At 38.1% G+C, this 24,737-nt stretch carries 21 protein-coding genes, 2 pseudogenes and 1 riboswitch; of the genes and pseudogenes, 9 read left to right on the top strand and 14 right to left on the bottom strand.

Annotation, left to right across the window (positions count from 1 at the left end; genetic code table 11):
* Positions 1 to 63: 63 nt before the first annotated feature.
* Positions 64 to 1,254, bottom strand: coding sequence for a glycine C-acetyltransferase (locus AC4E8C_RS13000; RefSeq protein WP_490207109.1), 1,191 nt, complete (start codon positions 1,252 to 1,254; stop codon positions 64 to 66).
* A gap of 320 nt (positions 1,255 to 1,574) precedes the next feature.
* Positions 1,575 to 1,676, top strand: a riboswitch (purine riboswitch).
* 120 nt (positions 1,677 to 1,796) lie between these two features.
* Here AC4E8C_RS13000 and AC4E8C_RS12995 point away from each other — a divergent pair.
* Together AC4E8C_RS12995 and AC4E8C_RS12990 are read left to right on the top strand one after the other, a co-directional pair.
* On the top strand, positions 1,797 to 2,390 hold the full coding sequence (locus tag AC4E8C_RS12995) for a xanthine phosphoribosyltransferase (protein WP_490207108.1): 594 nt from the start codon (positions 1,797 to 1,799) through the stop codon (positions 2,388 to 2,390).
* Complete coding sequence (locus AC4E8C_RS12990; protein ID WP_490207107.1) at positions 2,387 to 3,697, top strand: nucleobase:cation symporter-2 family protein; 1,311 nt, start codon at positions 2,387 to 2,389, stop codon at positions 3,695 to 3,697. Before AC4E8C_RS12995 ends, AC4E8C_RS12990 begins: the two co-directional genes overlap by 4 nt.
* A gap of 49 nt (positions 3,698 to 3,746) precedes the next feature.
* Here AC4E8C_RS12990 and AC4E8C_RS12985 read toward each other — a convergent pair whose 3' ends face one another.
* Together AC4E8C_RS12985 and AC4E8C_RS12980 are read right to left on the bottom strand one after the other, a co-directional pair.
* Positions 3,747 to 3,968 (bottom strand): spore germination protein, encoded by a 222-nt coding sequence (locus tag AC4E8C_RS12985; protein WP_490207106.1) that lies wholly within the window; start codon positions 3,966 to 3,968, stop codon positions 3,747 to 3,749.
* A 101-nt stretch (positions 3,969 to 4,069) separates the two neighbouring features.
* Complete coding sequence (locus AC4E8C_RS12980) at positions 4,070 to 4,555, bottom strand: hypothetical protein (RefSeq protein ID WP_490207105.1); 486 nt, start codon at positions 4,553 to 4,555, stop codon at positions 4,070 to 4,072.
* A 464-nt stretch (positions 4,556 to 5,019) separates the two neighbouring features.
* On the opposite strand from AC4E8C_RS12980, the gene AC4E8C_RS12975 reads away from it, so the two are divergent.
* The 5 genes from AC4E8C_RS12975 to AC4E8C_RS12955 all read left to right on the top strand — a co-directional run bounded on the left by AC4E8C_RS12975 (position 5,020) and on the right by AC4E8C_RS12955 (position 10,318).
* On the top strand, positions 5,020 to 5,922 hold the full coding sequence (locus AC4E8C_RS12975; RefSeq protein WP_490207104.1) for a putative selenate ABC transporter substrate-binding protein: 903 nt from the start codon (positions 5,020 to 5,022) through the stop codon (positions 5,920 to 5,922).
* A gap of 14 nt (positions 5,923 to 5,936) precedes the next feature.
* On the top strand, positions 5,937 to 6,695 hold the full coding sequence (locus AC4E8C_RS12970; RefSeq protein WP_490207103.1) for a phosphonate ABC transporter ATP-binding protein: 759 nt from the start codon (positions 5,937 to 5,939) through the stop codon (positions 6,693 to 6,695).
* On the top strand, positions 6,692 to 8,326 hold the full coding sequence (locus AC4E8C_RS12965; RefSeq protein WP_490207102.1) for a PhnE/PtxC family ABC transporter permease: 1,635 nt from the start codon (positions 6,692 to 6,694) through the stop codon (positions 8,324 to 8,326). The genes AC4E8C_RS12970 and AC4E8C_RS12965 overlap by 4 nt, the downstream gene beginning before the upstream one ends.
* Before the next feature lie 427 nt (positions 8,327 to 8,753).
* A complete protein-coding gene (locus tag AC4E8C_RS12960) occupies positions 8,754 to 9,917 on the top strand; it encodes an MFS transporter (RefSeq protein ID WP_490207101.1) in 1,164 nt (387 codons plus the stop codon).
* 68 nt (positions 9,918 to 9,985) lie between these two features.
* Positions 9,986 to 10,318: a hypothetical protein gene (locus tag AC4E8C_RS12955; RefSeq protein WP_490207100.1), complete on the top strand. Its 333-nt coding sequence runs from the start codon at positions 9,986 to 9,988 to the stop codon at positions 10,316 to 10,318.
* A gap of 5 nt (positions 10,319 to 10,323) precedes the next feature.
* Here AC4E8C_RS12955 and AC4E8C_RS12950 read toward each other — a convergent pair whose 3' ends face one another.
* Positions 10,324 to 12,387 (bottom strand): thioredoxin domain-containing protein, encoded by a 2,064-nt coding sequence (locus AC4E8C_RS12950; protein ID WP_490207099.1) that lies wholly within the window; start codon positions 12,385 to 12,387, stop codon positions 10,324 to 10,326.
* 115 nt (positions 12,388 to 12,502) lie between these two features.
* On the opposite strand from AC4E8C_RS12950, the pseudogene AC4E8C_RS12945 reads away from it, so the two are divergent.
* Positions 12,503 to 12,697: pseudogene (locus tag AC4E8C_RS12945) on the top strand (fructose bisphosphate aldolase); the annotation flags it as partial.
* An 86-nt stretch (positions 12,698 to 12,783) separates the two neighbouring features.
* On the opposite strand, the pseudogene AC4E8C_RS12940 reads toward AC4E8C_RS12945, so the two are convergent.
* The 7 genes and pseudogenes from AC4E8C_RS12940 to map all read right to left on the bottom strand — a co-directional run.
* Positions 12,784 to 12,897: pseudogene (locus AC4E8C_RS12940) on the bottom strand (SDR family oxidoreductase); the annotation flags it as partial.
* 39 nt (positions 12,898 to 12,936) lie between these two features.
* Positions 12,937 to 14,025 (bottom strand): PrsW family glutamic-type intramembrane protease, encoded by a 1,089-nt coding sequence (locus AC4E8C_RS12935; protein ID WP_490207098.1) that lies wholly within the window; start codon positions 14,023 to 14,025, stop codon positions 12,937 to 12,939.
* Between the two features lie 202 nt (positions 14,026 to 14,227).
* A complete protein-coding gene (locus AC4E8C_RS12930) occupies positions 14,228 to 15,325 on the bottom strand; it encodes a DUF1646 family protein (protein ID WP_490207097.1) in 1,098 nt (365 codons plus the stop codon).
* Between the two features lie 311 nt (positions 15,326 to 15,636).
* Positions 15,637 to 16,038 (bottom strand): transcriptional regulator SpxA, encoded by a 402-nt coding sequence (gene spxA / locus AC4E8C_RS12925; RefSeq protein ID WP_490207096.1) that lies wholly within the window; start codon positions 16,036 to 16,038, stop codon positions 15,637 to 15,639.
* Positions 16,039 to 16,438: 400 nt separating this feature from the next.
* Entirely contained in the window at positions 16,439 to 17,047 is a 609-nt protein-coding gene (locus tag AC4E8C_RS12920; protein WP_490207095.1) for an alpha/beta hydrolase, read from the bottom strand.
* A gap of 37 nt (positions 17,048 to 17,084) precedes the next feature.
* Positions 17,085 to 17,693 carry a flavin reductase family protein gene (locus AC4E8C_RS12915; protein WP_490207094.1) on the bottom strand — a complete coding sequence of 203 codons (609 nt, stop codon included), beginning with the start codon at positions 17,691 to 17,693 and terminating at the stop codon, positions 17,085 to 17,087.
* A gap of 398 nt (positions 17,694 to 18,091) precedes the next feature.
* Positions 18,092 to 18,832, bottom strand: coding sequence for a type I methionyl aminopeptidase (map, locus tag AC4E8C_RS12910; protein WP_490207093.1), 741 nt, complete (start codon positions 18,830 to 18,832; stop codon positions 18,092 to 18,094).
* Positions 18,833 to 19,070: 238 nt separating this feature from the next.
* Here map and dsdA point away from each other — a divergent pair, with 238 nt between their 5' ends.
* Complete coding sequence (gene dsdA / locus AC4E8C_RS12905) at positions 19,071 to 20,387, top strand: D-serine ammonia-lyase (RefSeq protein WP_490212551.1); 1,317 nt, start codon at positions 19,071 to 19,073, stop codon at positions 20,385 to 20,387.
* A gap of 70 nt (positions 20,388 to 20,457) precedes the next feature.
* On the opposite strand, the gene AC4E8C_RS12900 is transcribed toward dsdA, so the two are convergent.
* The 3 genes from AC4E8C_RS12900 to AC4E8C_RS12890 form a co-directional block, all read right to left on the bottom strand.
* A complete protein-coding gene (locus AC4E8C_RS12900; RefSeq protein ID WP_490207092.1) occupies positions 20,458 to 21,960 on the bottom strand; it encodes a pyruvate kinase in 1,503 nt (500 codons plus the stop codon).
* Positions 21,961 to 22,138: 178 nt separating this feature from the next.
* Positions 22,139 to 23,497 (bottom strand): arsenic transporter, encoded by a 1,359-nt coding sequence (locus AC4E8C_RS12895; protein WP_490207091.1) that lies wholly within the window; start codon positions 23,495 to 23,497, stop codon positions 22,139 to 22,141.
* Between the two features lie 309 nt (positions 23,498 to 23,806).
* A complete protein-coding gene (locus AC4E8C_RS12890; protein ID WP_490207090.1) occupies positions 23,807 to 24,556 on the bottom strand; it encodes a hypothetical protein in 750 nt (249 codons plus the stop codon).
* Between the last annotated feature and the right edge of the window lie 181 nt (positions 24,557 to 24,737).

The following is a 24,737-nucleotide window of genomic DNA, read 5'->3' as shown; positions in this document are numbered from 1 at the left end:
TGAATAAATCAGTGTACCCATATAAAATACGTTAAATATATAGGGAAAGTGCCATGGATTCCTCTAAATGACACCCATTTCTTTACCGACTTTTTCATAAATAGAAATGGCTTGGTCCAGCATTTCTGTTGTATGGGCAGCAGTTGGCATATTACGGACACGTCCCGTTCCTTGTGGAACCGTAGGAAACACAATGGCTTTTGCATAAACCCCTTCTTCGATTAAACGTTTGCTAAATTGTTGTGTTAGTGATTCATCGCCAATAATACATGGAGTAATTGGGGTCTCGCTATGACCAATATTAAAGCCTAATTCCTTTAAGCCTTTTTTCAGGTAGTTGCCATTTTCCCATAGTTTCTTATTAAGCTCTGTACTTTCCATTAAAATTTCAATCGATTTCTTACTTGCTGCTACATCGGCTGGTGTCAACGAAGTCGAAAATAAGAATGGCCGGCTGCGCACTTTTAACCAATCAATCAAATTCTTCTTACCAGCAACATAGCCGCCAACCACACCAATTGCCTTTGAAAGCGTGCCAATTTGGAAATCAATTTTATCAGAAAGGCCAAAATGCTTAACTGTCCCTGCGCCCTCACCAAGTACACCTGAACCATGAGCATCATCTACATAAGTGATTAGATCAAATTCTTCGGCAATCTTAACAATTTCAGGCAATAACGCAATATCCCCATCCATTGAAAATACACCATCCGTAATGACCATAATCTTGTTATAAAGACCTGACTCCTTTGCTTGTTTTGCTTTTGCGCGGAGATCTTCCATGTCAGAATGTTTAACACGAATAATCTTTGCCTTGGAGAGCCGGCACCCATCAATAATGGAGGCATGATTTAATTCATCTGAAAGAATGGCATCTTGTGAATCCATCACGGCTGAAATCGCTGCCATATTACAATTAAAGCCTGATTGGTAAGCGATTGCTGCCTGTGTGTGTTTAAATTCTGCTAATTTTTCTTCTAATTCCACGTGAAGTTTGAGTGTGCCATTGATCGTACGAACGGCACCTGCTCCTACACCATATTGTTCAATCGCCTCGGTGGCTGCTTTTTTTAGACGTTCATCTGTTGCAAGACCTAAATAGTTATTAGATGAAAGATTGATCAGCTCTTTCCTATTAATTGTAATAACTGGTCCGTTAGGGCTTTCAAGCGGATCTATCACATTGTATAATCCTTTAGATTTTAGGTCTTCAAGATTTTCATTTAAAAATTTCTCTAAACTATTGCTAGACACTTTACATTCCCCCTTAATTTTTACTCACAGTCTCATTTTTAAAAAGAACATTTGTCCATCCTGAGAGGACAAAAGATTTTTGTGAAACCGTGATATGTAAGGTTTCCTAAACTATACTTTATCATATTTTTTTGCGTTTGTTCACTACAAACGGACAATTTAATTAATTTATTATTGGTATTTATAGGAATTGCGTTTGCAAAAATATTCCAGTAAAAAAGGATGTTAAAATAACGAACTATTATTTATATTTTTAATTCAATGTTCGGAAATTAATAAAAAAGAGATTGATTTCCCCCGTTCTCATGATATAATGTGAATAAATTAATAAAGGTTTCACTCATATAATAGCGGGGATATGGCCCGCAAGTTTCTACCAGGTTGCCTTAAACAATCTGACTATGAGTGGGTAATGAGATTTTGCATTAGGTTAAATGCATTTCTTTTCCTTGTGGACAAAGAGCCCAAAGGTCATTGCCTCACTCATTTACTGATGTGAGCTTCGACCTTTGGGCTTTTATTTTTTAAGGGGGAAAACAAACATGAGATTACTTGAGGAAAAAATCAAAGCAGATGGCAAGGTGCTATCTGACCAAGTATTAAAGGTCGATTCATTTTTAAACCACCAGATTGACCCGGTATTAATGAAAGAAATCGGAAAAGAATTTGCGAATCGTTTTGCAAAAGACGGCATAACCAAAATCGTAACCATTGAATCATCTGGGATTGCACCTGCAGTAATGGCTGGATTATATATGAATGTCCCAGTTGTTTTTGCTCGAAAAAGAAAATCCTTAACACTTAATGGAGATTTACTAACAGCTACTGTTGCTTCGTTTACAAAGAATGAATCGAATGAAATCTCTATATCAAAAACTTACTTAAATGAGACTGACCGAGTCCTTGTGATTGATGACTTCCTTGCCAACGGACAAGCGGCGCTTGGATTAATTAATATTATTCAACAAAGCCGTGCCCAAGTAATGGGAATTGGAATCGTCATTGAGAAGTCCTTCCAGCAAGGGGCACAAAAGCTGCAGGAACAAGGATTTAGGGTCGAGTCCTTAGCAAGGATAGCTTCTCTAAAAAATGGAGAAGTGCAATTTATCAACCAAGTGGAGGAATTACTCAAATGAAACAAAATTCATTAAAAACAGCTTCTTTAGGAATTCAACACGTATTGGCGATGTATGCAGGTGCCATCATAGTTCCGCTCATTATCGGCGGTGCCCTACATTTATCAGGTAAACAATTAGCCTACCTTGTTTCCCTTGATATTCTAACAAGTGGAATCGCAACCCTTTTACAAGTATGGCAGAATCGCTATTTCGGTATTGGTCTTCCGATTGTCCTCGGCTGCACCTTTACAGCAGTAGGCCCAATCATTGCAATTGGCGGTCAATACGGTTTATCCGCTATCTATGGATCTATTTTGGTTTCTGGTGTCATCGTCATGTTAATAGCTAAATTTTTTGGAAAACTGATTCGATTCTTTCCTCCGGTTGTAACAGGTTCAGTGGTAACAATTATTGGTCTCACCCTTATTCCTGTTGCAATGAACAACGTTGCTGGTGGTCAAGGCAGTCCTGATTTCGGTTCATTATCCAATATTGGCCTAGCGTTTGGTACGTTATTATTTATTATTTTACTTTATCGCTTTTCAAAGGGATTCATTCGGGCAATTTCTATTCTATTAGGATTGATGGCTGGAACGATCGTGGCTTTCTTGATGGGAAAAGTAGATTTTACTGCTGTTGCTGAGGCTTCATGGTTCCATATGGTAACGCCTTTACATTTTGCATCCCCTTCATTTGAACTGGCTCCAATTATCACGATGACTTTGGTTGCCATTGTTAGTCTTGTTGAATCTACGGGTGTTTACTTTGCACTAAGTGATATAACTGGTAAAAAACTTTCGGAAAATGATTTGGTAAAAGGATATCGTTCTGAAGGTCTTGCTAGTGTGATTGGTGCTCTATTCAATTCATTCCCTTATACCACCTACTCGCAAAATGTAGGCCTTGTCCAGTTTTCAGGAGTTAAAGATAAAAAGGTGATTTATACAGCGGCTGGTATCTTAATCTTCCTAGGCTTCGTTCCTAAAATTGCAGCGTTAACAACGGTCATCCCTACTGCGGTTCTTGGCGGCGCCATGGTTGCCATGTTTGGAATGGTGATTTCATCTGGGATCAAAATGTTAAGCCAGGTAGATTTTTCATCGCAAGAAAATCTTCTTATTATCGCTTGCTCTGTGGGTGTTGGCTTGGGAGTAACAACGGTTCCGAATTTATTTGACCAGCTTCCAGAGAGTATTAAAATTTTAACCAATAGTGGAATTGTTGCCGGTAGTTTAACTGCAATATTTTTAAACATTGTCTTTAATGTTGCACGACCATTGAAGCAGAGAGAAATAACAAAAACAAACGGACAAAGTGTTGCATAAGTTCAGCCTTTCTTGGACATTTGAAACCATTAAAAAAAATCAGACGGAGCTAAGGTAAACTCCGTCTGATCAAACCTATTAAACCAGAGATACTGTTTTCTGATGATAAATCTAAGTCAGATAATGATGTGGTATTACTGCTCTGATTTCCCTCACCAGCTCCAGAGGTTGTCCTGGTTACCGAGATAGGCGAAATACAATTCGCCCCGCCAAAATTGACAATACCTCCGGAAATAGTACCGATGGTAACGCCCTCGGGATTATTAGCCACTTACATCACTCCCTTTTATTCATTTATATAGCATATGTACAAGCTTAAAACTTGATTGGAGTTTTCATAAATAAAAAGTTTTTTCTATTAAATGTAGCTCTTTATATATTTACTTTTTTCTTCACGTTACCTAAATTTTCTAATTTACCTACCCACTTATAATAACCAATTACTATTAGAAGTAAAATTGGATCCAGTATGGCAGCGTGCCAAAGCCTCCACCATCCATAATGGAAATAACCCCAAGGAGCTGGCAGTAACGTTATCTTTTCATAAATTAAAATCATAATGGTAAAACCAATTAGATAAGTAAATTGTTTGATTTTTTTATATTTAAAAGGAAAATTATTAATAAAAATCATATTTACTGGTGGAACAAGGAAAAAGTGTGGCAGTAGTCCGATTGCATCAATTTCTTTATCAAAATACCAATACCCATGATATTTAAATTCAATAAAAATATCAAAAGTCATTTGAAGGGCAATTGTAAAGGACCAAATATGAACAATTTGGTTCAAAGAGAGTTTTTTATTAAATTTAATGGCGATGAAATTAAATACTATTATGGCGAGTAGAAGTCCAATCATAAATTATTCCTTTTTATTAATAAAATGCCCATGAAGATCGTTAATTTATACATTTCCCAATTAAATTACAATTATTTTCTCTATTTAAAAATCTCGTCGTTTCATCAAAAACTTTGGATGATGTAATAATCTATAATTAAAGCTGTTTCCTTTCGTCTATTAGCAGAAGACCGTGTTGTTCTTGTCTGCCACAAACCGAATTTTTATGAGGATTGGGTCACAAAAGTTGGGAATGTTGAAGAATGGTCACAATTAACAGTTTAAGAAATTCCTTCTTATCTCTGCTAGTGAGCAGAGATTTTTCTTTTGAACATAGGGCTTCCACTGTTATTACCTGTTTTTTACTATTTATAAAAACGATTAATTCCGATAGTATAAATAGATAATATGAATTTATTAGCACTTATTCTTTCTCTATACTAAAAAAGGCAACAATAGTTTAAATATTTTTAAGAGGTGCATATATGAAGAAATTGCTTTCTGTTTTATTATTAGCTATGCTTGTATTTTCCTTAGCTGCATGTGGCAGCCAAAAAGATGATAAGACAAGTGATGAAAAAAAAGAAACAACAACAAAAGAAGTATTCAAAATTGGTGCGATTCCTGACCAAAATGCCGCTGTGCTGGATAAAGGAATGACGGCAATGGCTAAATACTTGAGTGATAAAACGGGGATGAAAGTAGAATTTGTCCCATCAGTTGATTATGCGGCCTTAGTAACAGGCTTTCAACGTGGAGAAATCCATATGGCTTGGTTTGGCGGTTTAACTAGTGTTCAAGCAAGAAATCTTGTTCCAGATGCGGAGTCGATTGTTCAAAGACCACGAGATGCGGAGTTTCATTCGGTATTCATTACTCAATCGTCTGAAAACATTTCAAAGTTAGAAGATTTAAAAGGTAAGTCGTTTACGTTTGGAAGTGAAAGTTCGACTTCTGGGCATTTAATGCCACGTTATTTTTTATCGGAAGCAGGAATTGATCCTAACAAAGACTTTGATGGCAAGCCGAACTTCTCAGGTTCCCATGACACTACTTACAAGCTAATTGAGTCAGGTGCGTTTAAAGCAGGTGCTTTAAATGAAGCTGTTTGGGAAGCAGCTGTTAAAGAAGGAAAAGTGGATACTAATAAAGTAAAAGTATTCTATACGACTCCATCTTATTTTGACTATAACTGGACGATTAATAGCAATGTAGAAGATGTATTTGGTAAAGGTACGAAGGAAAAAGTAAAAGATGCCCTTCTTTCATTTAAAGGAGAACAAAAGGATATTACTGATTTATTCCAATCTGATTCCTTTGTGGAAACAAAAAACGATAACTATAAAAAAATAGAACAGGTTGCAAAAGAACTAGAGATTATTAAGTAGTAGGTGTAGTAGATATGACTTCAAGGACAATAATTGAAGCTAAAAATTTAACAAAACAATTTGAGCGGAAGATAGCTTTATCTTCCCTTTCTTTTACGATTAAACAAGGGGAATTAGTTGCGTTAATCGGACCAAGCGGTGCGGGTAAAACAACATTACTAAACTCCCTTGCTGGGCTTGTCCCTCTTTCAACCGGCTCCCTTCTAATAGATGGGAAGCCTCTTTCTGCTTATAAAAAAGGAAAGACTTTTGCGAAGAAAATGGGTGTGATCCGCCAGCAATTTGATTTAATTGGTCCCCTTGCTGTCATTCACAATGTGTTAGCTGGAAAACTTTCTGATTGGGGTACCATTAAATCTCTCTTTTCGCTGCTCGTCCCTCAGGAAAAAGGACTCGCAATTAATGCATTGGAACGAGTAGGACTTCATGGGAAGGCGTACGAGATTACCTCTTCCTTATCCGGCGGTGAACAACAGCGTGTGGCTATGGCAAGACTGATGGTTCAAAAGCCTGAAATTATTTTAGCCGATGAACCAGTTGCCTCGCTTGACCCTGCAAGAGCGGATGATATTCTCGCAATGCTGACTACTATGGTAAAGGAAGAAAATCAGACATTACTTACAAGTTTGCATTCCGTTGAATACGCCCGAAAATATTTTACCAGAATCATTTCAATGCGAAATGGAGAAATCTTCTTTGACTTGCCGACAGAAGAAGTAACGGATGATCTATTAGCAGAGCTTTACGAACTAAAAAGCGGTGATTTACAATGAAATTAATGTCTGCACTTCGCTTGCATAATCGTTTCGCGCTCACTTTAGTATTAGTGGCAGTATTTGTCTGGAGCCTTTTTTCCATTCACTGGAATGCAGATTTATTCCATTCTGGCGGAATTCCCACTCTCTTGCAGGTTGGTGAGGGTCTCATTCAGCCTGATTTATCGTCAGAAGTTTTATTATTAGGATTTGAATCGGCGTGGATTACCCTTGCCTATGCGATTGCCGGTATGTTTCTTGCGATTATTTATGCCTTTATTGCTGGTACCCTCGCCTCTGGTGTCTTGACTTCCACTAAAACATCCAGAATCCTTTCAAAGGTGTTTTTTAGAGGGATTTTAGGATTTACTCGTTCTATTCATGAACTTATTTGGGCCTGGCTTTTCGTAGCAGCAGTAGGACTGTCTCCCTATGCCGCCATTTTTGCTCTAGCTATTCCTTACGGTGGTATTCTAGGTAGAATTTACGCAGACATGTTAAATGACGTATCTGATGAACCAATTAAAGCGTTAAAATCGGCAGGCGCCACCAAGTTGCAAACCTTGATTTATGGTTATCTCCCTTTAATTTGGGCAGATATGATTAGTTATACGATGTACCGTTTTGAATGTGCGATTCGTTCGTCCGCCATTATGAGCTTTATTGGCCTTGGCGGCTTGGGATACCAAATTCAACTATCCCTTCAAGATTTAAGATATGACCGCGTTTGGGCGTTTGTCTTTTTCTTAATTGCCCTTGTTATTTTTGTAGATATTTGGAGTAACGTTGTCCGCAGAGCTTTAACAGAACGAAAAAGACAGCGTGGAATCGGTTCCGGTTGGCGGTCTGTTATTTTCACTTCTCTGCTGATCATTGCTTCCTGGGCCTATATTAACCTCGGCGAAAACGCTAGATTTTTCGAATTGCTTTCTGATAAAAATATGGAAGCGGCTAAGCGATTTTTTGGCGGACTTATTGGCATTGGAAGTGAACATCCGGCCTTTCTTGATGGGGGGAGCTGGGCAGCGGCATTAAAACTTACGGTAGAAACACTTGAAATGAGTATTATGGCGATTGGATTCGCAACCATCGCTGCTTTTCTAACGGTAGTCCCAGCAGCAAGGAATATCGCCAACGGAAAATTAACTGGTTCTAAGAGGTGGTACAATTGGCCGCTTCATTGGATTGTCCGTATCTTTTATATTTTTTCAAGGTCCGTACCTGAGCTTGTATGGGCAATGATGATTATTTTTATTTTTAAACCAGGTCTGTTACCTGGTGCGATTGCATTAGCGCTTCATAATTTTGGAATTCTCGGCAAGCTTTGGGCTGAGGTAATTGAGGACATGGACTCCCGCCCGATCCGAAATCTTGCAACAGCTGGTGCTTCAAAAATAGAAACCTTTTTTTATGGCATCCTGCCCATTGTTTTACCAAGATTCCTCACCTATATCCTTTACCGTTGGGAAGTAATCATGAGAACGACGATAGTAGTGGGATTTGTCGGTGCAGGCGGGTTAGGAATGGACTTTAAATTGGCGATGAGCTTTTTCAATTACACACAAATCACCCTGCTTTTGATATGTTATATGATTCTCGTGATCATAGCTGATTTTGCTTCAGAAAGTACTAGGAAAACCGTAAAATAAAGGCACATTTCCCAAAGGAGATGTGCCTTTATTTTATCTATTTCAATGCTGTTTAAATAGTAGATATCTGCTATTTCTTTGCTAGCAAATAGATATCCTTTACTAGCTTTATTCTTGCTAGGCTTCTTATCGGTATTTTTAGGTGTTTGTGCTTTTCTTACTACTTACCACCTTCAAAATGGTGTTATCCGTTGTGACAATTTCAACGGCCTCTTCATAGTCAGCAATTCTCCCATTTCCCTATCAAAATGATAATTTTTCCATATTGGGCTAAATAAAGTATAATGACTTTATACTAGCTGATTTGAATAGTGTAAGTTTTTAGAGTATGTAATTAATTACGGCTAAAACTTGTTTTAAAAGGTTCCTTTCCATTATCCTATATAGGAACAAAACTGTATTTACGAAACATCTGGGGAGTGAAAAAATGCAAACAAAAAGGGCTTTGCCAATATTATTTGTTGTTATGTTTTTAGTGATGGTTGGTTTTGGCATTATCATTCCTGTTCTACCCTTCTATGCAGAGAAAATTGGGGCTAATCCCACTGAGCTTGGGTTATTAATGGCTGTTTATTCCCTCATGCAGCTTATATTTGCACCAATTTGGGGGCAAGTTTCTGATCGGATTGGCCGGAAACCAGTGATGATGATTGGAATAGCGGGTCTTGCCATTTCCTTTTTAATTCAAGCCATTTCTACCGAGCTTTGGATGCTATTTGCTGCTCGAATTCTGGGTGGTATGTTATCAGCTGCAAATATGCCTACTGCTATGGCCTACGTTGCAGATATCACGACAGAAGAAAACCGCGGCAAGGGCATGGGGATTATTGGCGCTGCGACGGGATTAGGTTTTGTTTTTGGCCCAGCTATTGGAGGTGTTTTTTCAAAAATAAACTTGAATATGCCCTTTTATTTAGCTAGTGGATCTTCCTTTATAACTTTGTTCCTTGTCCTGCTTTTTTTAAAAGAATCAAAGGAGCATTTACGTCAGTCTGCAAATGAAAAACAATCAATCTGGAAGGCCTTTACGGGTACGGTATCGATTCTCTTTTTCGTCCAGTTTTTGATTTCGTTATCACTTGCTGGTTTAGAAGCGACATTCGCTTATTTTGCTGCGAAAAAAGCAGGTATGACCTCAATCCAGCTAGGCTATATTTTCATGATTATGGGCTTTGGCAGTGCCATTGTACAGGGTGGGCTGGTTGGCAGGTTAACGAAAAAATACGGTGAGAGTGCCGTTATAAAAGGCGGAATGATTGTATCAGCGATAGGATTTGCCTTAATCCTATTGGTCCACAACTTTATAACTGCAGCTATATATTTAACTATTTTTGGCCTAGGAAATGGAGTGATTCGTCCAAGTATATCCTCACTGCTGACGAAGGCTTCCACCGCAGGTCATGGCAGCTCGACAGGTCTATTATCCTCGTTTGACTCATTAGGGAGAATTATTGGTCCACCACTTGGCGGCTGGCTATTCTCATTAACAATGGGCCTCCCTTACATCTCGGGAGTAATTATTACGATCATTGCTTTTGTGCTGTTACTGATCTTTCGTCCACAGTTAAATCCAGTAAAATTAACGAGCTAATAGGCATATGTTAGTTGGACATGCATAAAATGGGTTACGAGGATTCAATTGAGAAGGAGCCCTGGAATATGAAACTAAAAACCTTTATTAGTGTTTCTTTCCTTTTGGTTTTAATAGGCTTTTCCGCCTATCTTGACTCACCGTACTCATTTTTGAATAAAAATTATGCCTTTACAGCGGATCAACCAGTTTTGGTTCAACCTGTTGATGTTGAACCATCAACCGATGTGCCAGAATTGGAGGAGAAACTGGAGAAAACTGAAAGAGTTAGTGGTTATATCGTAGAAACGTATGAGGAATATGAGGTTTACAAAGACAAGGATGGAAACGTTGTAAAAAGTGAACCTACCGGCAATACCAACACTCTAAAATATTGGGATTACAACAATAAAGACCGCTAACAACATCAGCGGTCTTTATTGTTTATTAGTGTTATTGCTTCTTCAATATCTGTAGTGGGTTTACTACAGACAAAATTCTCACAAACATAAACGGTTGTTTTGTCCTTTATCGTGTGGTAGTCCTTGGTAAATGGTGCTGTTTCTGCTAATTTATCATGGCTATCGCTGATAAGAAAGGTAATTTCCGGATGGAATTCTCGTTGCAGTTCTTCCAAAAGTTTACCCGACTCACCAGGTGCAGCTAACACAATTACCTCTTTCATCCCCATTTGTGTTAATAAATAACTTTGCAATAATACAGTATGACCGGCCGGATAACGAGTTAACTCTAGTGCAAAGGTATCGAATATCTGTTGAACCTTTTCTTCTAATTCAAAGTCACCTGTCAGGCGAGCCAGTCTAACCATTTGTAAAGCAGCAATACTGTTCCCTGAAGGAATCGCTCCATCGTAGGCTTCCTTTTGGCGAACCAACAATTCTTCATTATCCACTCCTGTAAAGAAAAAGCCGCCATCCTGTTGATCCCAGAACAAATCAATCATTTCTTTCGTTAATATTTTGGCTTTCTCTAAATACCCCAATTTTAATGTACTTTCATACATTTCGATATACGCCCATAATACAAAGGCATATTCATCAATAAATCCTTTGTTTCTCACTTCACCATCCCGATAACGAACCATCAATCTACCATCTTCGATTAGGTTATTCTCAATAAAGGTAATGGCTTTTTCAGCAACTGCTCGATATTCCTCCTGAGCAAATACCCGCCCAGCCTTTGCAAGGGCTGCGATCATCAGGCCATTCCATGAAGTAAGAATTTTATCATCTTTATAGGGATGAACCCTCATTTCTCTGGAACGAAATAACTTCTGCCTTGCTTCTTCTAACTGGTTTTGCAAATTTTCATATGGAATATTGTTTTTCAGCGCAAAATGCTTTAGGTCTTCCTTAATTAAATTTGGTATGTTCCTTCCCTCAAAGTTCCCATGCTCCGTTATATCATAGGCCTGGCAATATAAACCCCCTAATTCTTCCCCTAACACTTCTTTTACTTCTTGTGGTGTCCAAACATAAAACTTACCTTCTACCCCTTCAGAATCAGCATCTTCTGCACAATAAAAACACCCTTCAGGATGATGCATGTCTCGAAGGACATAAGTAATAATTTGCTCGGCAACCTGTTTAAATTGAACTTGCTTTGTAATCTGGTACGTTTCCGTATAAGCCATGACAAGCAGAGCATTATCATAAAGCATTTTTTCAAAATGCGGAACGAGAAACATTTCATCCGTGGAGTAGCGGGAAAATCCAAAACCAATATGATCATAGATTCCTCCACGGGCAAGGCCGTCGAGAGTTTTTATCACCATATCAAGGGCATGTTCGTCATTACGGTATGCATAATAACGTAAAAGAAACATCAAGGAATGCGGCATTGGAAATTTTGGCTCTTGACCAAATCCTCCATACCTGCCATCAAACGTTTCAACAAAATGATCAAAGCCATCTTCAATTACTTCCCTCGATAACTGGTGTGCTGCCTCTTTACTTGAATGAGGCCTTAGTGCCTCCATTACATTTTCGACTACTTCATTGATATGGTCGGGGTCCTCTTGATATTTGTTCGATAATCCTACAATTAAGTCCTTAAAGCCGGGCTGACCATAACGGGCTTCTTTGGGATAGTATGTTCCAGCATAAAAAGGAACTTTGTCAGGGGTCATAAATACACTCATCGGCCATCCGCCATGTCCCGTCATCATCTGGCACACCTGCATATAGATTGAATCAATATCCGGCCGCTCCTCGCGATCTACCTTAATAGAAATAAACCGTTCATTTAAGAGCTTGGCGACACCTTCATCTTCGAAGCTTTCCCTTTCCATAACATGACACCAATGGCAAGTGCTATAGCCGATACTTACGAAAACTGGCTTGTTTTCCTTTTTAGCTATTGAAAAAGCTTCTTTGGACCAAGGAAACCAGTTAACTGGATTGTATGCATGCTGCAGTAAATATGGAGATTTTTCCTTGGCTAATCTATTGGGTTTACGATTCGTTGACATTTCGAACCACCTCTTGTGTTTGAATATTTTTGTAGATGTATAAAACATAGCTTACCCTTCAGTTAAAAATTGAGCCCTGTCTGCTTCTACTGTGCACCTCACGGGTATTACACATGTTGTAAGGGTGGTTGCGTTATCAGGCGGTTACACGAGAAAAGAAGCCAATGAAAAGCTAGCACGTAATTATGGCTTAATCGCAAGTTTCTCACGTGCCCTATCGCAGGGACTAACTGCCAATCAAACAGACGAAGAATTTAACGCAGTGTTGGCTAAGTCCATTAAAGAGATTTATGAAGCATCCATCAAATAAAAACAAACCAAACTATGATTAGGCTGGTTATTAAAAAAACCCGCATCGATAAAAGTTTAAACTTAATCGATGCGGTTAACTTAACATTAAGCGAGCATTCCACCAGAAACATTCAGTGAAGTACCTGTGATTGCATTTGCTCCTTCTGAAGCTAAAAATACGGCAGTAGCTCCTACTTCTGATGGTTCAAGCAGATGGTAGTCATTGTGCCTTCTTCCTTTATGTTCATTTCCTTTTAACTATGGTGTGCCCTCAGATGGAAAATAGTTTAATTGTAACTTCTTATTGCCTATTTCCTTTAGGCCGATCTTGATGAGCCGGAATACCACAATCCATGAAGTAACCATCAATAGGATTTGCCCATAGGGAAACATTCCTGGTAACGGAGTATCCCAGAGGGCATGCATTAACACAACAAGAATGAAAATACGGATAAACTTAGGCTGTATTAACATACGAAGTTCAAATTTACTGTCCTTCTGTACCAAACAGAAGGCAGCACCTGTTAAAGCAGCCCAGGCTACATGGCCCCCTGGAGCTAAAATACCGCGCCACAGAATCGTGATATAAAGATTGTATGGATTCTCAGAAAGCAGAGCACGTAAAGCATAACCAGCCGTTTCAAACGCCGCAAACCCCGCCCCAACTGCTGCACCAAGGAGAAGGCCATTTAAGATAAATTTATATTTTAGGTTGCGAACGAAATAGATTACGGTTATTACCTTGGCCAACTCCTCCGCAATACCAATCGTAATAGGATTTATGTTGTTTTTTAATATATCAAAAAACACCAATGCTACTAACATGGAGAGGATCCCGCCAATAAACACAACATAAATAATGCGGTAAAAAGCAATATTTTGCGGTGCGTTCATTTCCCAAAAGAAAATCAATGTTGTCATGGGAACGGCAAAGGCTCCCACTATTATTAAACCAGGGATAAAGTTAATATTCCTAAACAAATCCACACCCAAGTACAATCCTAAGAATGCTGTAAGTGAAAAGAGAAAAACTCTCGCAAAAAGCCAAGGCTTTGGCCATGTTTCTTTAACCTCTTGAATTTTCGGAGTGGTGATGGCAGTACCAACAATAAATAGCCGCTCGGCTTCAAGCTCGCTATGCTGCCTAAACACCCGTGAAAATATGTTTTGAAATCTAGGTTCAACCGACCGTTCAACCCTCGGAACCATGTCAACATAATGGGCAAACTCATAAAAAAGGCTGTTTTGTTCCGGTTGAGTATTGTCACGTGGTCTAAAATCTTGGCCGCAATTTAAACATAGTTTTACACCATCCGGATTACTATAAATACACTGTGGGCATTCCATAAACCTTCTCCCCTCTTTTTGTACAAACTCTTTCCAATCATCTTTTGGAGTTACTATTTACTATGCCCTTGAAATAAGCTCAACATTATCCTTTTACAAAAATATGGGATAGGAATCAATATTTTTCTTTTCTATCAGGATCAAAAAAAACCGCCTACCAAGGTAGACGGTTAATAATTTCTGACTTAGCCAGTTAAACTATTCATTCAAAAGCAAGAATAATAATAAAATAGATGACCATGGCAGCTAATCCAATCGGGAAGGCAAATCGAGCATATTCCCCACTGGTAATTTTCAATTTCCCTGCAGCAATGATATTTGGAATGTTACCCGGAATTAACATTCCGCCACTAATCAACAGTCCCATTAGAATATCTTTAATAGTCGCATCATTCATTGCTGGGCTAATTTCCGCTGCAGCGAGTGTCGCATTATCTAATACAGCAGAAACCATATTGATCCAATACATGATGAGTGGGCTTAAATCCAGTAAATAGGCTTCAATAAATGGCTCGAACCCGGCCCCAAGACAAGTTAATGCCATAACAAATAAATAAATTTTTAAACTGCGAATGATGATTTCTCCATATGATTCCTTCACTGAGCTGGTTTCCACAGTTGTTTGGATATCGGTCCATGCGTCATCATGGGTAGAATTCACCAGTTCTTTTCCAGCAGCAATTTCATTTTTCCAAGAGCCTTCATTTGATTTTTGTTTAGATGTAACCATAAATGCAGCTAAGATTCCAAAAATAATGACTCCCGGAATTACGGCATTACCAACTAATTTAAACAAGTAAAAGAAGTCTTCATCTAACTTTCCTACTACGAGTGTTGAAAGAGGCTCACCAATTGGTGTAAGGACAGCCCCCAACCCAATGGCAAAACAGGCTAAAACCACTAAACGAATTTCAGATTTACGATCAAGCCGTAAAACACTAATAACTGCAACAAGGATAATAGCAGCAACAATGGCTGTAATAATGCTGGAAAGGAAACCGAGAACAATGACGAATAAGGCAATAAACAAACGATCGGGCATTTTATTTCTTAACCCAACAATTCCTTTTTCAATTGGACCTTGGAACCAACGAAAAACGAGACCAGCAAACAGTACGGCTAATGCAATGTTAATCGGGTGGATTAACGCTTCTTTTACAAGTTCCAGTGAAAATGCTTGACTCACGGTGACAGCCAAGATTCCCATAATAAATAAAAACACTTCTAAATTTCTCTCTACCAACCTTGTGAACGGTAAAACTAAGACAAGCAAAAGAATGATGGATAATCCAATAATCATAAACATAACTCCCCCTTAAATTTTTTTATATATTTTGTTTTATAAACAGCAAAATAACAAAAGGAGCCTGTCACCAAGGGACATACTAATCCCTTGGTGACAGGCTCCTCCAAAAAAATAATTATAATTTAGTTGTAAGAATACAGTTATATACGACTAATAATATTTAACATTATTATTATAACACATATAGAGTAAATCCTGCAATGGCAGTTTCTTATATACATTGATCTTACTTCCTATGTTAAAAAAGAAAAAAGCTGATAAATACTACTATTGTAGATGGTTTATCAGCTTGGTTTTAAATGTATTTATGCTTGATTGATGAGCCGTTGAGCTTCTCGTAATTGAAATGTACGAATTTTACGTGGTAAGAATCTACGAATTTCATCTTCATTATATCCAACTTGTAATCTCTTTTCATCCAGGATTAAGGGTCTTCTTAATAAACTTGGATTGTCTTGAATAATTTTATATAAATCATGCAGCGGTAGAGATTCCAAATCGACATTCAGTTTTTGATAGGCCAAGGACTTAGTCGAAATAATTTCATCCGTTCCATCTTCTGTCATTCTAAGAATATCTTTAATTTCTTCTAAAGAAAGCTTTTCTGATGAGATGTTTCTTTCCATAAAAGGTATTTGGTGATCATTTAACCAAGCTTTTGCTTTACGGCAAGAAGTACAACTAGGTGTTGAATATAAGGTTACCATTACACATACACTCTCCCTCTATAAAAGAATTAAACCTTACTTTATATGAGATAGGTTCGACATTTTTTGGATGAACATTGACACTTAAATATCTCAATTTCAAGATAAACCCATTATATACCTTAAAGACTATTTGTCAACAGGCTTATCACCCAATTTGAACTAGATGAAAAACCTTCCATATTACCAAAATAGAATTTACTACGAATGTGTAAAGCCAGCTGACTCCTCCTTTATTTACCCAGAAATATACAGGACAAACCACTTTGGATTATTTTTCTAAATATATGAAAAATATTATAAAACTCCAATTGACTTTATAACTTGACCGCTAGCTTGACACAGAAAAAGAGCTTCATCACTTACTGAAGCTCACATGGAGTTACTTTTTCTCATTCCCTTAAAGAAAGGTTCGTTTAAACCACTCTGTTGCTGCATTGACTTCTTCAATCGTCAATTGATGCCCTCTATTTTCCCAGTGGAGTTCAACTGATGCGTTCGCTTTTTCGAGTAACGATTGTAATTCCTTTGATTCCAATGGTGAACAAATAGGATCATTTGTCCCTGCTGCAATAAATACATTCTTCCCTATTAAGTTAGGAAGTTCAATTCCCGCTCTTGGAACCATTGGATGATGCAGGATTGCACCCTTTAAGGCATTTTGATAATGGAATAATAAACTTGCTGCAATGTTGGCTCCATTGGAGTATCCAACAGCCACAATATTGTCTCGGTCAAACTCATATTTTTGGGCTGCTTCATCCAAAAACTGATTTAATTCTTCTGTGCGAAAAACCAGGTCCTCTATATCAAAAACTCCTTCTGCTAATCTTCTAAAGAACCGGGGCATCCCATTTTCCAGCACATTTCCACGGACACTTAAGAAAGAAGCCTCCTCATCAATCATGCCCGCGAGCGGTACCAAATCTAATTCATTTCCCCCTGTTCCATGGAGCAATAGGAATGTTGGCTTTGATGCGTCGGTTCCCTTTTGGAATATATGTTTCATTTCAATCATCCTTTCAAATTAACCAAATAAGAAAATTTTATTTTGGCCTCTCAATCGAAAATAATTCGCCAATTTTAGCATAATCATGGCCGGCCAATCGGCTTACTGCCGCTAATCCTTCAGCATCAATTCTGCCATTTTCATAAAGGTTTTGCTCAATATGGAATTGAACAACTTTACCTATAATGAAGTCACTGCCTGGGAAATTAACTCCCCCTAACTCTAACGAATGTTCTAATACACATTCCATCCGAATTTTTGCTTCTTTTACACCTGGAACAGAAATTTTTATGCTCTCAACCGGAGTTAATTGTGCGGCTTCAATTTCACTTTGATCCGGCGGCAGGCTTGCGGCGGTTTTATTTATCTTTTCAACAATTTGTTCATCGACAATATGAACCACAAATTCCTTTGATTCAATAATGTTTCTCGCTGTATCCTTCTGCCTTCCTTGTGGCCGTTGAATGGATAAAGAAATCATTGGTGGATTGGATGACACGATATTAAAGTAACTAAAAGGTGCACCATTTAAGACACTCTCTTTTGATCTTGTCGTGACGAATGCAATCGGTCTAGGGATAATACTGCCAGTTAGAAATTTATAATTTTCTCTTTCGGTATTAGCCGATGGATCTATCGATAGCAAAGAAATCACCCTTTCGAAAATTTTATCTTACTCGCGAACTTCAAACGGAAATAATCCTCAATGGTGCTCACTGGTCAAGCGTACTATGATGGATACCCAACGTCTTCTTTATCATAATACCCTTCATACCTTTTCATGATAGTATTTACGAAAAAATTGATTAACAAGCTTCCTCCTAGGATGGAACGGCGGTTCCTCGGATTTACGGTCCGCATCGGAAATCCCTTTTGAATTTAAATATCTTGAATATGAGATAAATGTAAAGCAAAATTCATGGACTGTCAATATTAAATCTACAACGCCGCATAGGGAGTGTACAATACCTTCTACTTCCTCCCGTCTATCAAAGAAAAAAGAGAACGTTATTGGAACGTCCTCTTCTAAGTTTGCTTATTTTATTACTTTGTTAAAATGATAGGTCCATTTTTAGTTACAATCATTGTATGCTCATATTGTGCGACGAAGCTTTTCTCCGTCACAAAGGTCCAGCCATCATCAAGTTGAAACACTTCCTCATCATGTGTGGAAATAAATGGTTCAAACGCAATAACCATACCTTCTTTTAACAATCCACTGTCAGAAGTTTCGTTATAGTTGTAAATATACTCCGGCTCTTCGTGGATGGTTCTGCCGATTCCATGACCTGTAAGGTTCATAATTACCGTTAAACCATGCTTCCTTGCAGTTTGGTGGACTACTTTACCCATTCCCGTAATTTTTGCACCAGGTTTTACTTTCTTTAATCCCTCTTCAAATGCCTCTTTAGCAACTTCGCAGATTTTCGTTAATAATTCATCACCTTCGCCGACCACAACAGAAATGCCTGTATCAGCAAAATATCCATTTTTCGAACCAGAAATATCAATATTAACTAAATCTCCTTCTTTAATAACCCGATCACTTGGTATACCGTGTGCTACTTCTTCATTAATACTAATGCAGGCATAGCCTGGAAAATCATATTCACCTTTTGGTGCAGAAATAGCCCCGGCTTTTTCAAAAAGTTCTCCTGCGATGTCATCAAGTTCTTTAGTTGTTACGCCGGGTACAGCTTTTTGAACCAACTCATCTCTAATCGAAGCGACGATCCTGCCAATTTCCTTTAAACTGTTAAAATCCTCTTCTGTTTTTGCAATCATTGGTCTTGCCCCAATCTTCATAAATTAATAGTAAAAATAATCCCTATCTCTAATTTTACCTATCCCAGCTTAAAAAACCAAGTATTGTTGATTGTTCATATTATTTCAAAAATAAGCAATACTCCAGAATGATAATCCCTCTAAAATAAATTTATTAACCCTTAATGGAATGATACACTTAAATAAATACCAGTATGTATTTGGGAGGGAAAATAACTTGAAGAAATTTATACCTACCATGCTACAGGAGCAGAACCTTCCTTTACTCAAACCGCTTAAATCATTGGAAGAAGTTTTTTGGTTGAATCCAAACCTTGAAAACTTTCAAACTGCTGTTACAAAATCACCACTCAAACTAGAAGATGTGAAGGAAGCCGAGGAACGTTTAAATCGTTTTGCTCCCTATTTAGCGAAAGTTTTTCCCGAAACAAAAACGACAAAGGGAATCATTGAATCTCCATTAGTAAAAATCCCTACTATGAAGCTTAAATTAAATGAGGAATTCGATCAGCCCATTTTAGGGGAGTTATTGTTGAAATGTGATAGTCACCTTCCCATTTCAGGATCCATTAAAGCAAGAGGTGGTGTCTATGAAATACTTAAACATGCGGAATCTTTAGCGCAAGAACATCATCTCATTACTGAGGAAGATAATTATTCAATTATGGCTAATGACCAATTTCGAACTTTCTTCTCTCAATACAGCATTGCTGTAGGCTCTACAGGAAATTTAGGTTTAAGCATTGGCATCATTAGTGCAAAATTAGGATTCAAAGTAACTGTTCATATGTCTGCAGACGCGAAACACTGGAAAAAAGACCTGCTTAAAAAGCTTGGCGTTCAAGTAATTGAATATGAGGCCGATTATAGTCATGCTGTCGAAGAGGGCCGACATCAAGCAATGAAAGATCCTGCTTGTTATTTCGTCGATGATGAAAATTCGCCTGATTTATTTTTAGGATACGCAGTTGCAGCTCTTCGTATAAAAAAGCAATTAGATGAGTTAGAGATAACGGTGGATTCCGATCATCCATTATTTGTTTATCTTCCCTGTGGTGTTGGCGGCGGGCCTGGGGGCGTAGCGTTTGGTTTAAAGTTAGTGTTTCAAGACCATGTTCATTGTTTCTTTGCCGAACCCACTCACTCTCCTTGTATGTTACTAGGTTTAATGACGGGCCTGCATAATCAAATTTCCGTCCAAGATATTGGCATTGATAATGTGACAGAAGCCGATGGACTTGCGGTTGGAAGACCCTCTGGTTTTGTTGGAAAACTCATTGAACCATTTTTAGCTGGGTCCTATACCATTAAGGATGAAAAGTTGTTTAGGCTTCTGGTGGATCTTGCTGACACAGAGAATATTAAATTAGAACCTTCTGCTCTAGCAGGCATGATTGGGCCGGTAAAAGTATGTAAAGAAGGTTCAGATTATTTCCGAAAACATCAAATGGTAAAACAAATGCCCCAGGCTACTCATATCGTTTGGGTGACTGGTGGAAGCATGGTTCCTGAAAATATTCTGAATGAATATTATCAAAAGGGACAATTAGTTTAATAAAGAAAAGTCACCTCTGCTACATACAATGGTTGGTGGCAAAGGTGGCTTGATTCTTCTTGAGGTAAAATTAAAAACGTTCAAATACACCATATTGTGCAGTAAAATTCCTTTGGTTGGTATAGGTTTTTGACGAGTAGGCAGTTTCCGCTTTTAGAACATTCACAAGCATTTTTAAAGCATCATTAAGGTACACTCCCTTATTTAGCATAATGCATTCTGCTCGTTTACCGTATGAAGCATCGGTAATCTCGGAACGAGTAGGAATCCCCTTTTTCGTTAGTCTTTCTAAAACGCCTGTAGCCCAAATCACTGGCGTATGACTGGCAGAACAAATGGTTAATATTTCATCTTGTACAAACGAAAGATGTTCTGGTCCTATTTCCACAGCCAAGTCCCCTCTTGCAACCATAATGCCGAATTTTTTAAAATGTAAACCTTCTAAGAGGATTCTTGCTAGATTGTGTACGGCATCCTTTGTTTCAATCTTCGCAACCACTCCCAGATCATTTGCTGCGTACCTTTCTAGTTCTGACCGTAATTTTTTCAAATCCAGCGGGGAGTGCACAAAAGAAATCCCTACTAAGTCTGAATGTTTTGCAACAAATGGTAAATCCTTCCTATCCTTTTCAGTTAAAGCAGGTACATTTAAGCTCAGCAAGGAATCGGGTAAATTTAAGCCCTTCCCTTCTTTAATCTTAATACGATTTTCTAACGGGGTTAATATTACTATATCGATGTATTCATTTGTTACTAGTTGTACGCTTCCAAGAATTTTACCATCATCAACAAGAATTCGATCCTTGATACGGACATTCTGAAAGGCTTTTTTTAATGTCACCGGGACGGCGGCTGGTGTATCGATTGTGGCCGGATGGCCTTGTTTCTCGGAATTAAGGTATAAGCGTAACACATCTCCTTTCTTAACAGTTATTGGGGTGGTTGGCAATTTACCTATTCTTACTTTAGGACCTGCTAAATCCATATATATTTTACAGTTTTTATGATATTTACCTTCATCTTTTAATTTTTTTTCTACACTACGTAAGCATTCAATTACTTGCAACCACATTTCTTGATCATCATGTGCGCAGTTTATTCTGGCAACGTTCATCCCATTTAACAATAATTCTTCCATTTGAAGTATATCGTTCATTATTTTAGAATCGAGTGTAACCATGATTGCTGCTTGGATTCGATCGTCTGTTTTTCCGAATAGAAGTTCTGAGCGTTTTTTTAATATATTTCTGGATTGATTTGGTGTAGGAGTCGCGAGACTCGTAGGTGGCAGTGTGGCGGTTGTAAGCTGATTTAATATTTTCTTAATGGTGTATAAAATGTGAGTGTGTGAATGTTCGAGTGCAGCAAATCCTAAGTCCTCCAATTGATGCTTAAACTCTGTAGGATTAAATTCACGTAGTGCTAAGAAAGCAATTAAATTATCTCGGCTAAGTAGAAATTCTTCAATATAATTAGAACAATCGTTTACTTGTTCAGTAATTCGAATCATTTGCAGATAGAGTGATTCAAATTGTTTTTGAAAGGTTTGTTGCCCTATTGGGGAGTTAACCACGCTATTCCACATCCTTGTAGCCGATTAAGATTACCACTAATCTTTTTATTCAGTTTGGGGAAAAATGTGCACTGATTCATTTAGTGGGAATAAGAAACAGAGAATCTATATATATAAAAAACAAGTTGGTTGCAGTGAAAACATTACTGCTGCCAACTTGTTTTAGAGTATACAGGGATCACTTAACAAAAACGAGTAACAGCCATAGGTACAAACTAATTAAAGTAAAAATTAACGTTGGTGGAATGACAATAAGAGTAACTTTCAAGTATTCCATCCAGGTTATTTTGATTTTATTCTTCTTTAATATATGCATCCAGATTAGTGTGGCAAGAGTCCCAATGGGCAGGATTAATGAGCCAATATCACTTCCGATGATGTTCGCCAGATAAACCGTTTTCATGGTTAATGGATCCAGTCCCATATCGGTTAACGCTAGGGTGGAAATCATCAATGCGGGATGGTTGTTAAATATATTGGATAATAGGGCTGTGATAAGTCCCATTGTTATACTTGCATGAAGCAGACTATCATGGACTAGGGGCTTTAAATGATCTATTAATATAGTCGTTAAGCCGATATTGTGTAACCCAAATATAATGACATACATGCTAAAAGCAAAGATCAAAATATGCCAAGGTATTTTTCTCACTACATCTTTTGGACTTACTTTTAAATAGATCCACCGCCATATTAATAGAATGATTGAACCACATACCGCTACGAGTGATACTGAAATGCCTATAAAGGAAGCGATGAAAAGACTGATCCTTACCATAAATACAAAGAATAACATGTAGATCATAAGTTTCTTTTGCTGATTAAATAAATCCTCTGAATTCTTTTGGAGAGGATGATATGGTCGATTTTTTTGGAGCGGAATGGAATACGAATGAAACCGAATAACTCTCGGTATATTTTTTTTGAAGACGAGGAATAACAAATAGGATAGAAATAGGAGCCCTAATACGCCTGGAACAAACATCATTTCGGTTTGTAAATAAAGATCCATGCCAATAATTTTTAATGCAATAAGATTTACAATATTACTAACACCAATTGGAGCACTTGAAGCCGTAGCGATTAAAGCGCCGCTTAATAGATAGGGAATTTTTTGAGTATTTTTTAACTTTAAATTATTTAAGATTAAAATGAGAATCGGTGTCGTAATTAAGATGCTTCCGTCATTATTAAAAAACAGAGTCATTAAAAAACAAAGCAGTAGTGTATTCCAATATAAGCGAATTCCTGACCCTTTTGATATTTTTAACATCAAAGCTGCCGTCCAGCTGAAAAAACCAAAGCTCTCAAGGACTATTGCCATGACGATTGTGGCAATTATGGTAATCGCGGCACCGGTAACCTTTGAACTAATGTCCAGTAAATCCCCTGTCGAAACACTTCCACTCAGAAAAACGAGGATGGCACCAATAGTGGCAGGTATAGCTTCATTCATATTTTTAGGACGGATAAAAATCATGACCATTGTTAGAATAAAGGCAAAGATAGTGATAATCACCGTCGATTCATGATACATAAAAGTGAATTTACTCCCTTCAAATAATTTCCTTCTTCTTCTTTTTTCCGTTTATTCTCTTCTTGTCCCTTGCTATATAGTACGTCCAATTGTAAGGCTTGTTCTAAACGAATATCTCGGTTTCCTACAAATCAGCATGAATCTAGAAATTTTTAAAAAAAGTAAAATAGCTTCTAGCCTATTTTCTTCTATCTAGGCTGATATCATTTATTGCATTTCCTAGGCATATGTACTCTTATGAGCAGAGTAAAGATTTCTCACTTCTAAGCAGAATAAAACCGATACTTTTTTAAGTACCGGTTTTATAAATTAAATTCGATAATGATAAAATTCAAGGAAACTAAATAAAGCTTCCCTTACTTGATTCTTAATCTTATTTCTTGCCCTTCCCCTTACCTTTACCTTTTCCTTTTCCGCCTTTAGAACCCTTACTTCCTTTGGATCCCTGACTGCCTTTTGAACCTTTACTTCCTTTAGAGCCTTGACTGCCTTTAGAGCCTTTGCTTCCTTTAGAGCCTTTGCTTCCTTTAGAGCCTTTGCTTCCTTTAGAGCCTTGACTGCCTTTTGAACCTTTGCTTCCTTTAGAGCCTTTGCTGCCTTTTGAACCTTTGCTTCCTTTGGATCCCTGACTCCCTTTAGAACCATGACTGCCTTTTGAACCTTGGCTCCCTTTAGAACCATGACTGCCTTTTGAACCTTGGCTCCCTTTGGAACCTTGACTGCCTTTAGTGCCATGGCTGCCTTGTGAGCCGTGGCTGCCATGTGATCTGCAGCTGCCATATGAGCCGTGACTGCCTTGTGAGCCATGACTGCCATGTGAGCCGTGACTGCCTTGTGAGCCATGACTGCCATGTGAGCCGTGGCTGCCTTGTGAGCCATGGCTGCCATGTGAGCCGTGGCTACCTTGTGAACCGTGGCTGCCATGTGAACCGTGGCTGCCATGTGAGCCGTGGCTGCCTTTGGAACCGCCGCTCCCTTTAGAACCGCCGCTCCCTTTAGAACCGCCGCTTCCTTTAGAACCACCGCTGCCTTTTGAACCACTACTGCCTTTTGAACCACTACTGCCTTTACTACCTTTTTTTCCTTTCCCTTTGCCTTTTCCCTTCCCTCCTAATTTAAATTCAACGGGATTATTTACTAAAAACTCCATTACCCCGTTTTCCTGTGCTTGTGATAAAAGTTCTTCCATAGCCATACTCATCCCTATTTTCCACCACTTTCCAAAAATATTATGCTCATG

This window comes from Neobacillus sp. SRL179 (assembly GCF_984799095.1).
Note: the sequence above shows the minus strand (reverse complement) of the source record. Positions and strands in the feature narration are given on the sequence as shown.

What these genes read in the sequence shown, in the direction of transcription:
- AC4E8C_RS12995 (WP_490207108.1), top strand. Translation starts at nt 1,797, where the DNA reads ATGAGATTACTTGAGGAAAAAATCAAAGCAGATGGCAAGGTGCTATCT.
- AC4E8C_RS12990 (WP_490207107.1), top strand. Translation starts at nt 2,387, where the DNA reads ATGAAACAAAATTCATTAAAAACAGCTTCTTTAGGAATTCAACACGTA.
- AC4E8C_RS12980 (WP_490207105.1), bottom strand. Translation starts at nt 4,555, where the DNA reads ATGATTGGACTTCTACTCGCCATAATAGTATTTAATTTCATCGCCATT.
- AC4E8C_RS12975 (WP_490207104.1), top strand. Translation starts at nt 5,020, where the DNA reads ATGAAGAAATTGCTTTCTGTTTTATTATTAGCTATGCTTGTATTTTCC.
- AC4E8C_RS12970 (WP_490207103.1), top strand. Translation starts at nt 5,937, where the DNA reads ATGACTTCAAGGACAATAATTGAAGCTAAAAATTTAACAAAACAATTT.
- AC4E8C_RS12965 (WP_490207102.1), top strand. Translation starts at nt 6,692, where the DNA reads ATGAAATTAATGTCTGCACTTCGCTTGCATAATCGTTTCGCGCTCACT.
- AC4E8C_RS12960 (WP_490207101.1), top strand. Translation starts at nt 8,754, where the DNA reads ATGCAAACAAAAAGGGCTTTGCCAATATTATTTGTTGTTATGTTTTTA.
- AC4E8C_RS12955 (WP_490207100.1), top strand. Translation starts at nt 9,986, where the DNA reads ATGAAACTAAAAACCTTTATTAGTGTTTCTTTCCTTTTGGTTTTAATA.
- AC4E8C_RS12950 (WP_490207099.1), bottom strand. Translation starts at nt 12,387, where the DNA reads ATGTCAACGAATCGTAAACCCAATAGATTAGCCAAGGAAAAATCTCCA.
- AC4E8C_RS12935 (WP_490207098.1), bottom strand. Translation starts at nt 14,025, where the DNA reads ATGGAATGCCCACAGTGTATTTATAGTAATCCGGATGGTGTAAAACTA.
- AC4E8C_RS12930 (WP_490207097.1), bottom strand. Translation starts at nt 15,325, where the DNA reads ATGATTATTGGATTATCCATCATTCTTTTGCTTGTCTTAGTTTTACCG.
- spxA (WP_490207096.1), bottom strand. Translation starts at nt 16,038, where the DNA reads ATGGTAACCTTATATTCAACACCTAGTTGTACTTCTTGCCGTAAAGCA.
- AC4E8C_RS12920 (WP_490207095.1), bottom strand. Translation starts at nt 17,047, where the DNA reads ATGAAACATATATTCCAAAAGGGAACCGACGCATCAAAGCCAACATTC.
- map (WP_490207093.1), bottom strand. Translation starts at nt 18,832, where the DNA reads ATGATTGCAAAAACAGAAGAGGATTTTAACAGTTTAAAGGAAATTGGC.
- dsdA (WP_490212551.1), top strand. Translation starts at nt 19,071, where the DNA reads ATGCTACAGGAGCAGAACCTTCCTTTACTCAAACCGCTTAAATCATTG.
- AC4E8C_RS12895 (WP_490207091.1), bottom strand. Translation starts at nt 23,497, where the DNA reads ATGTATCATGAATCGACGGTGATTATCACTATCTTTGCCTTTATTCTA.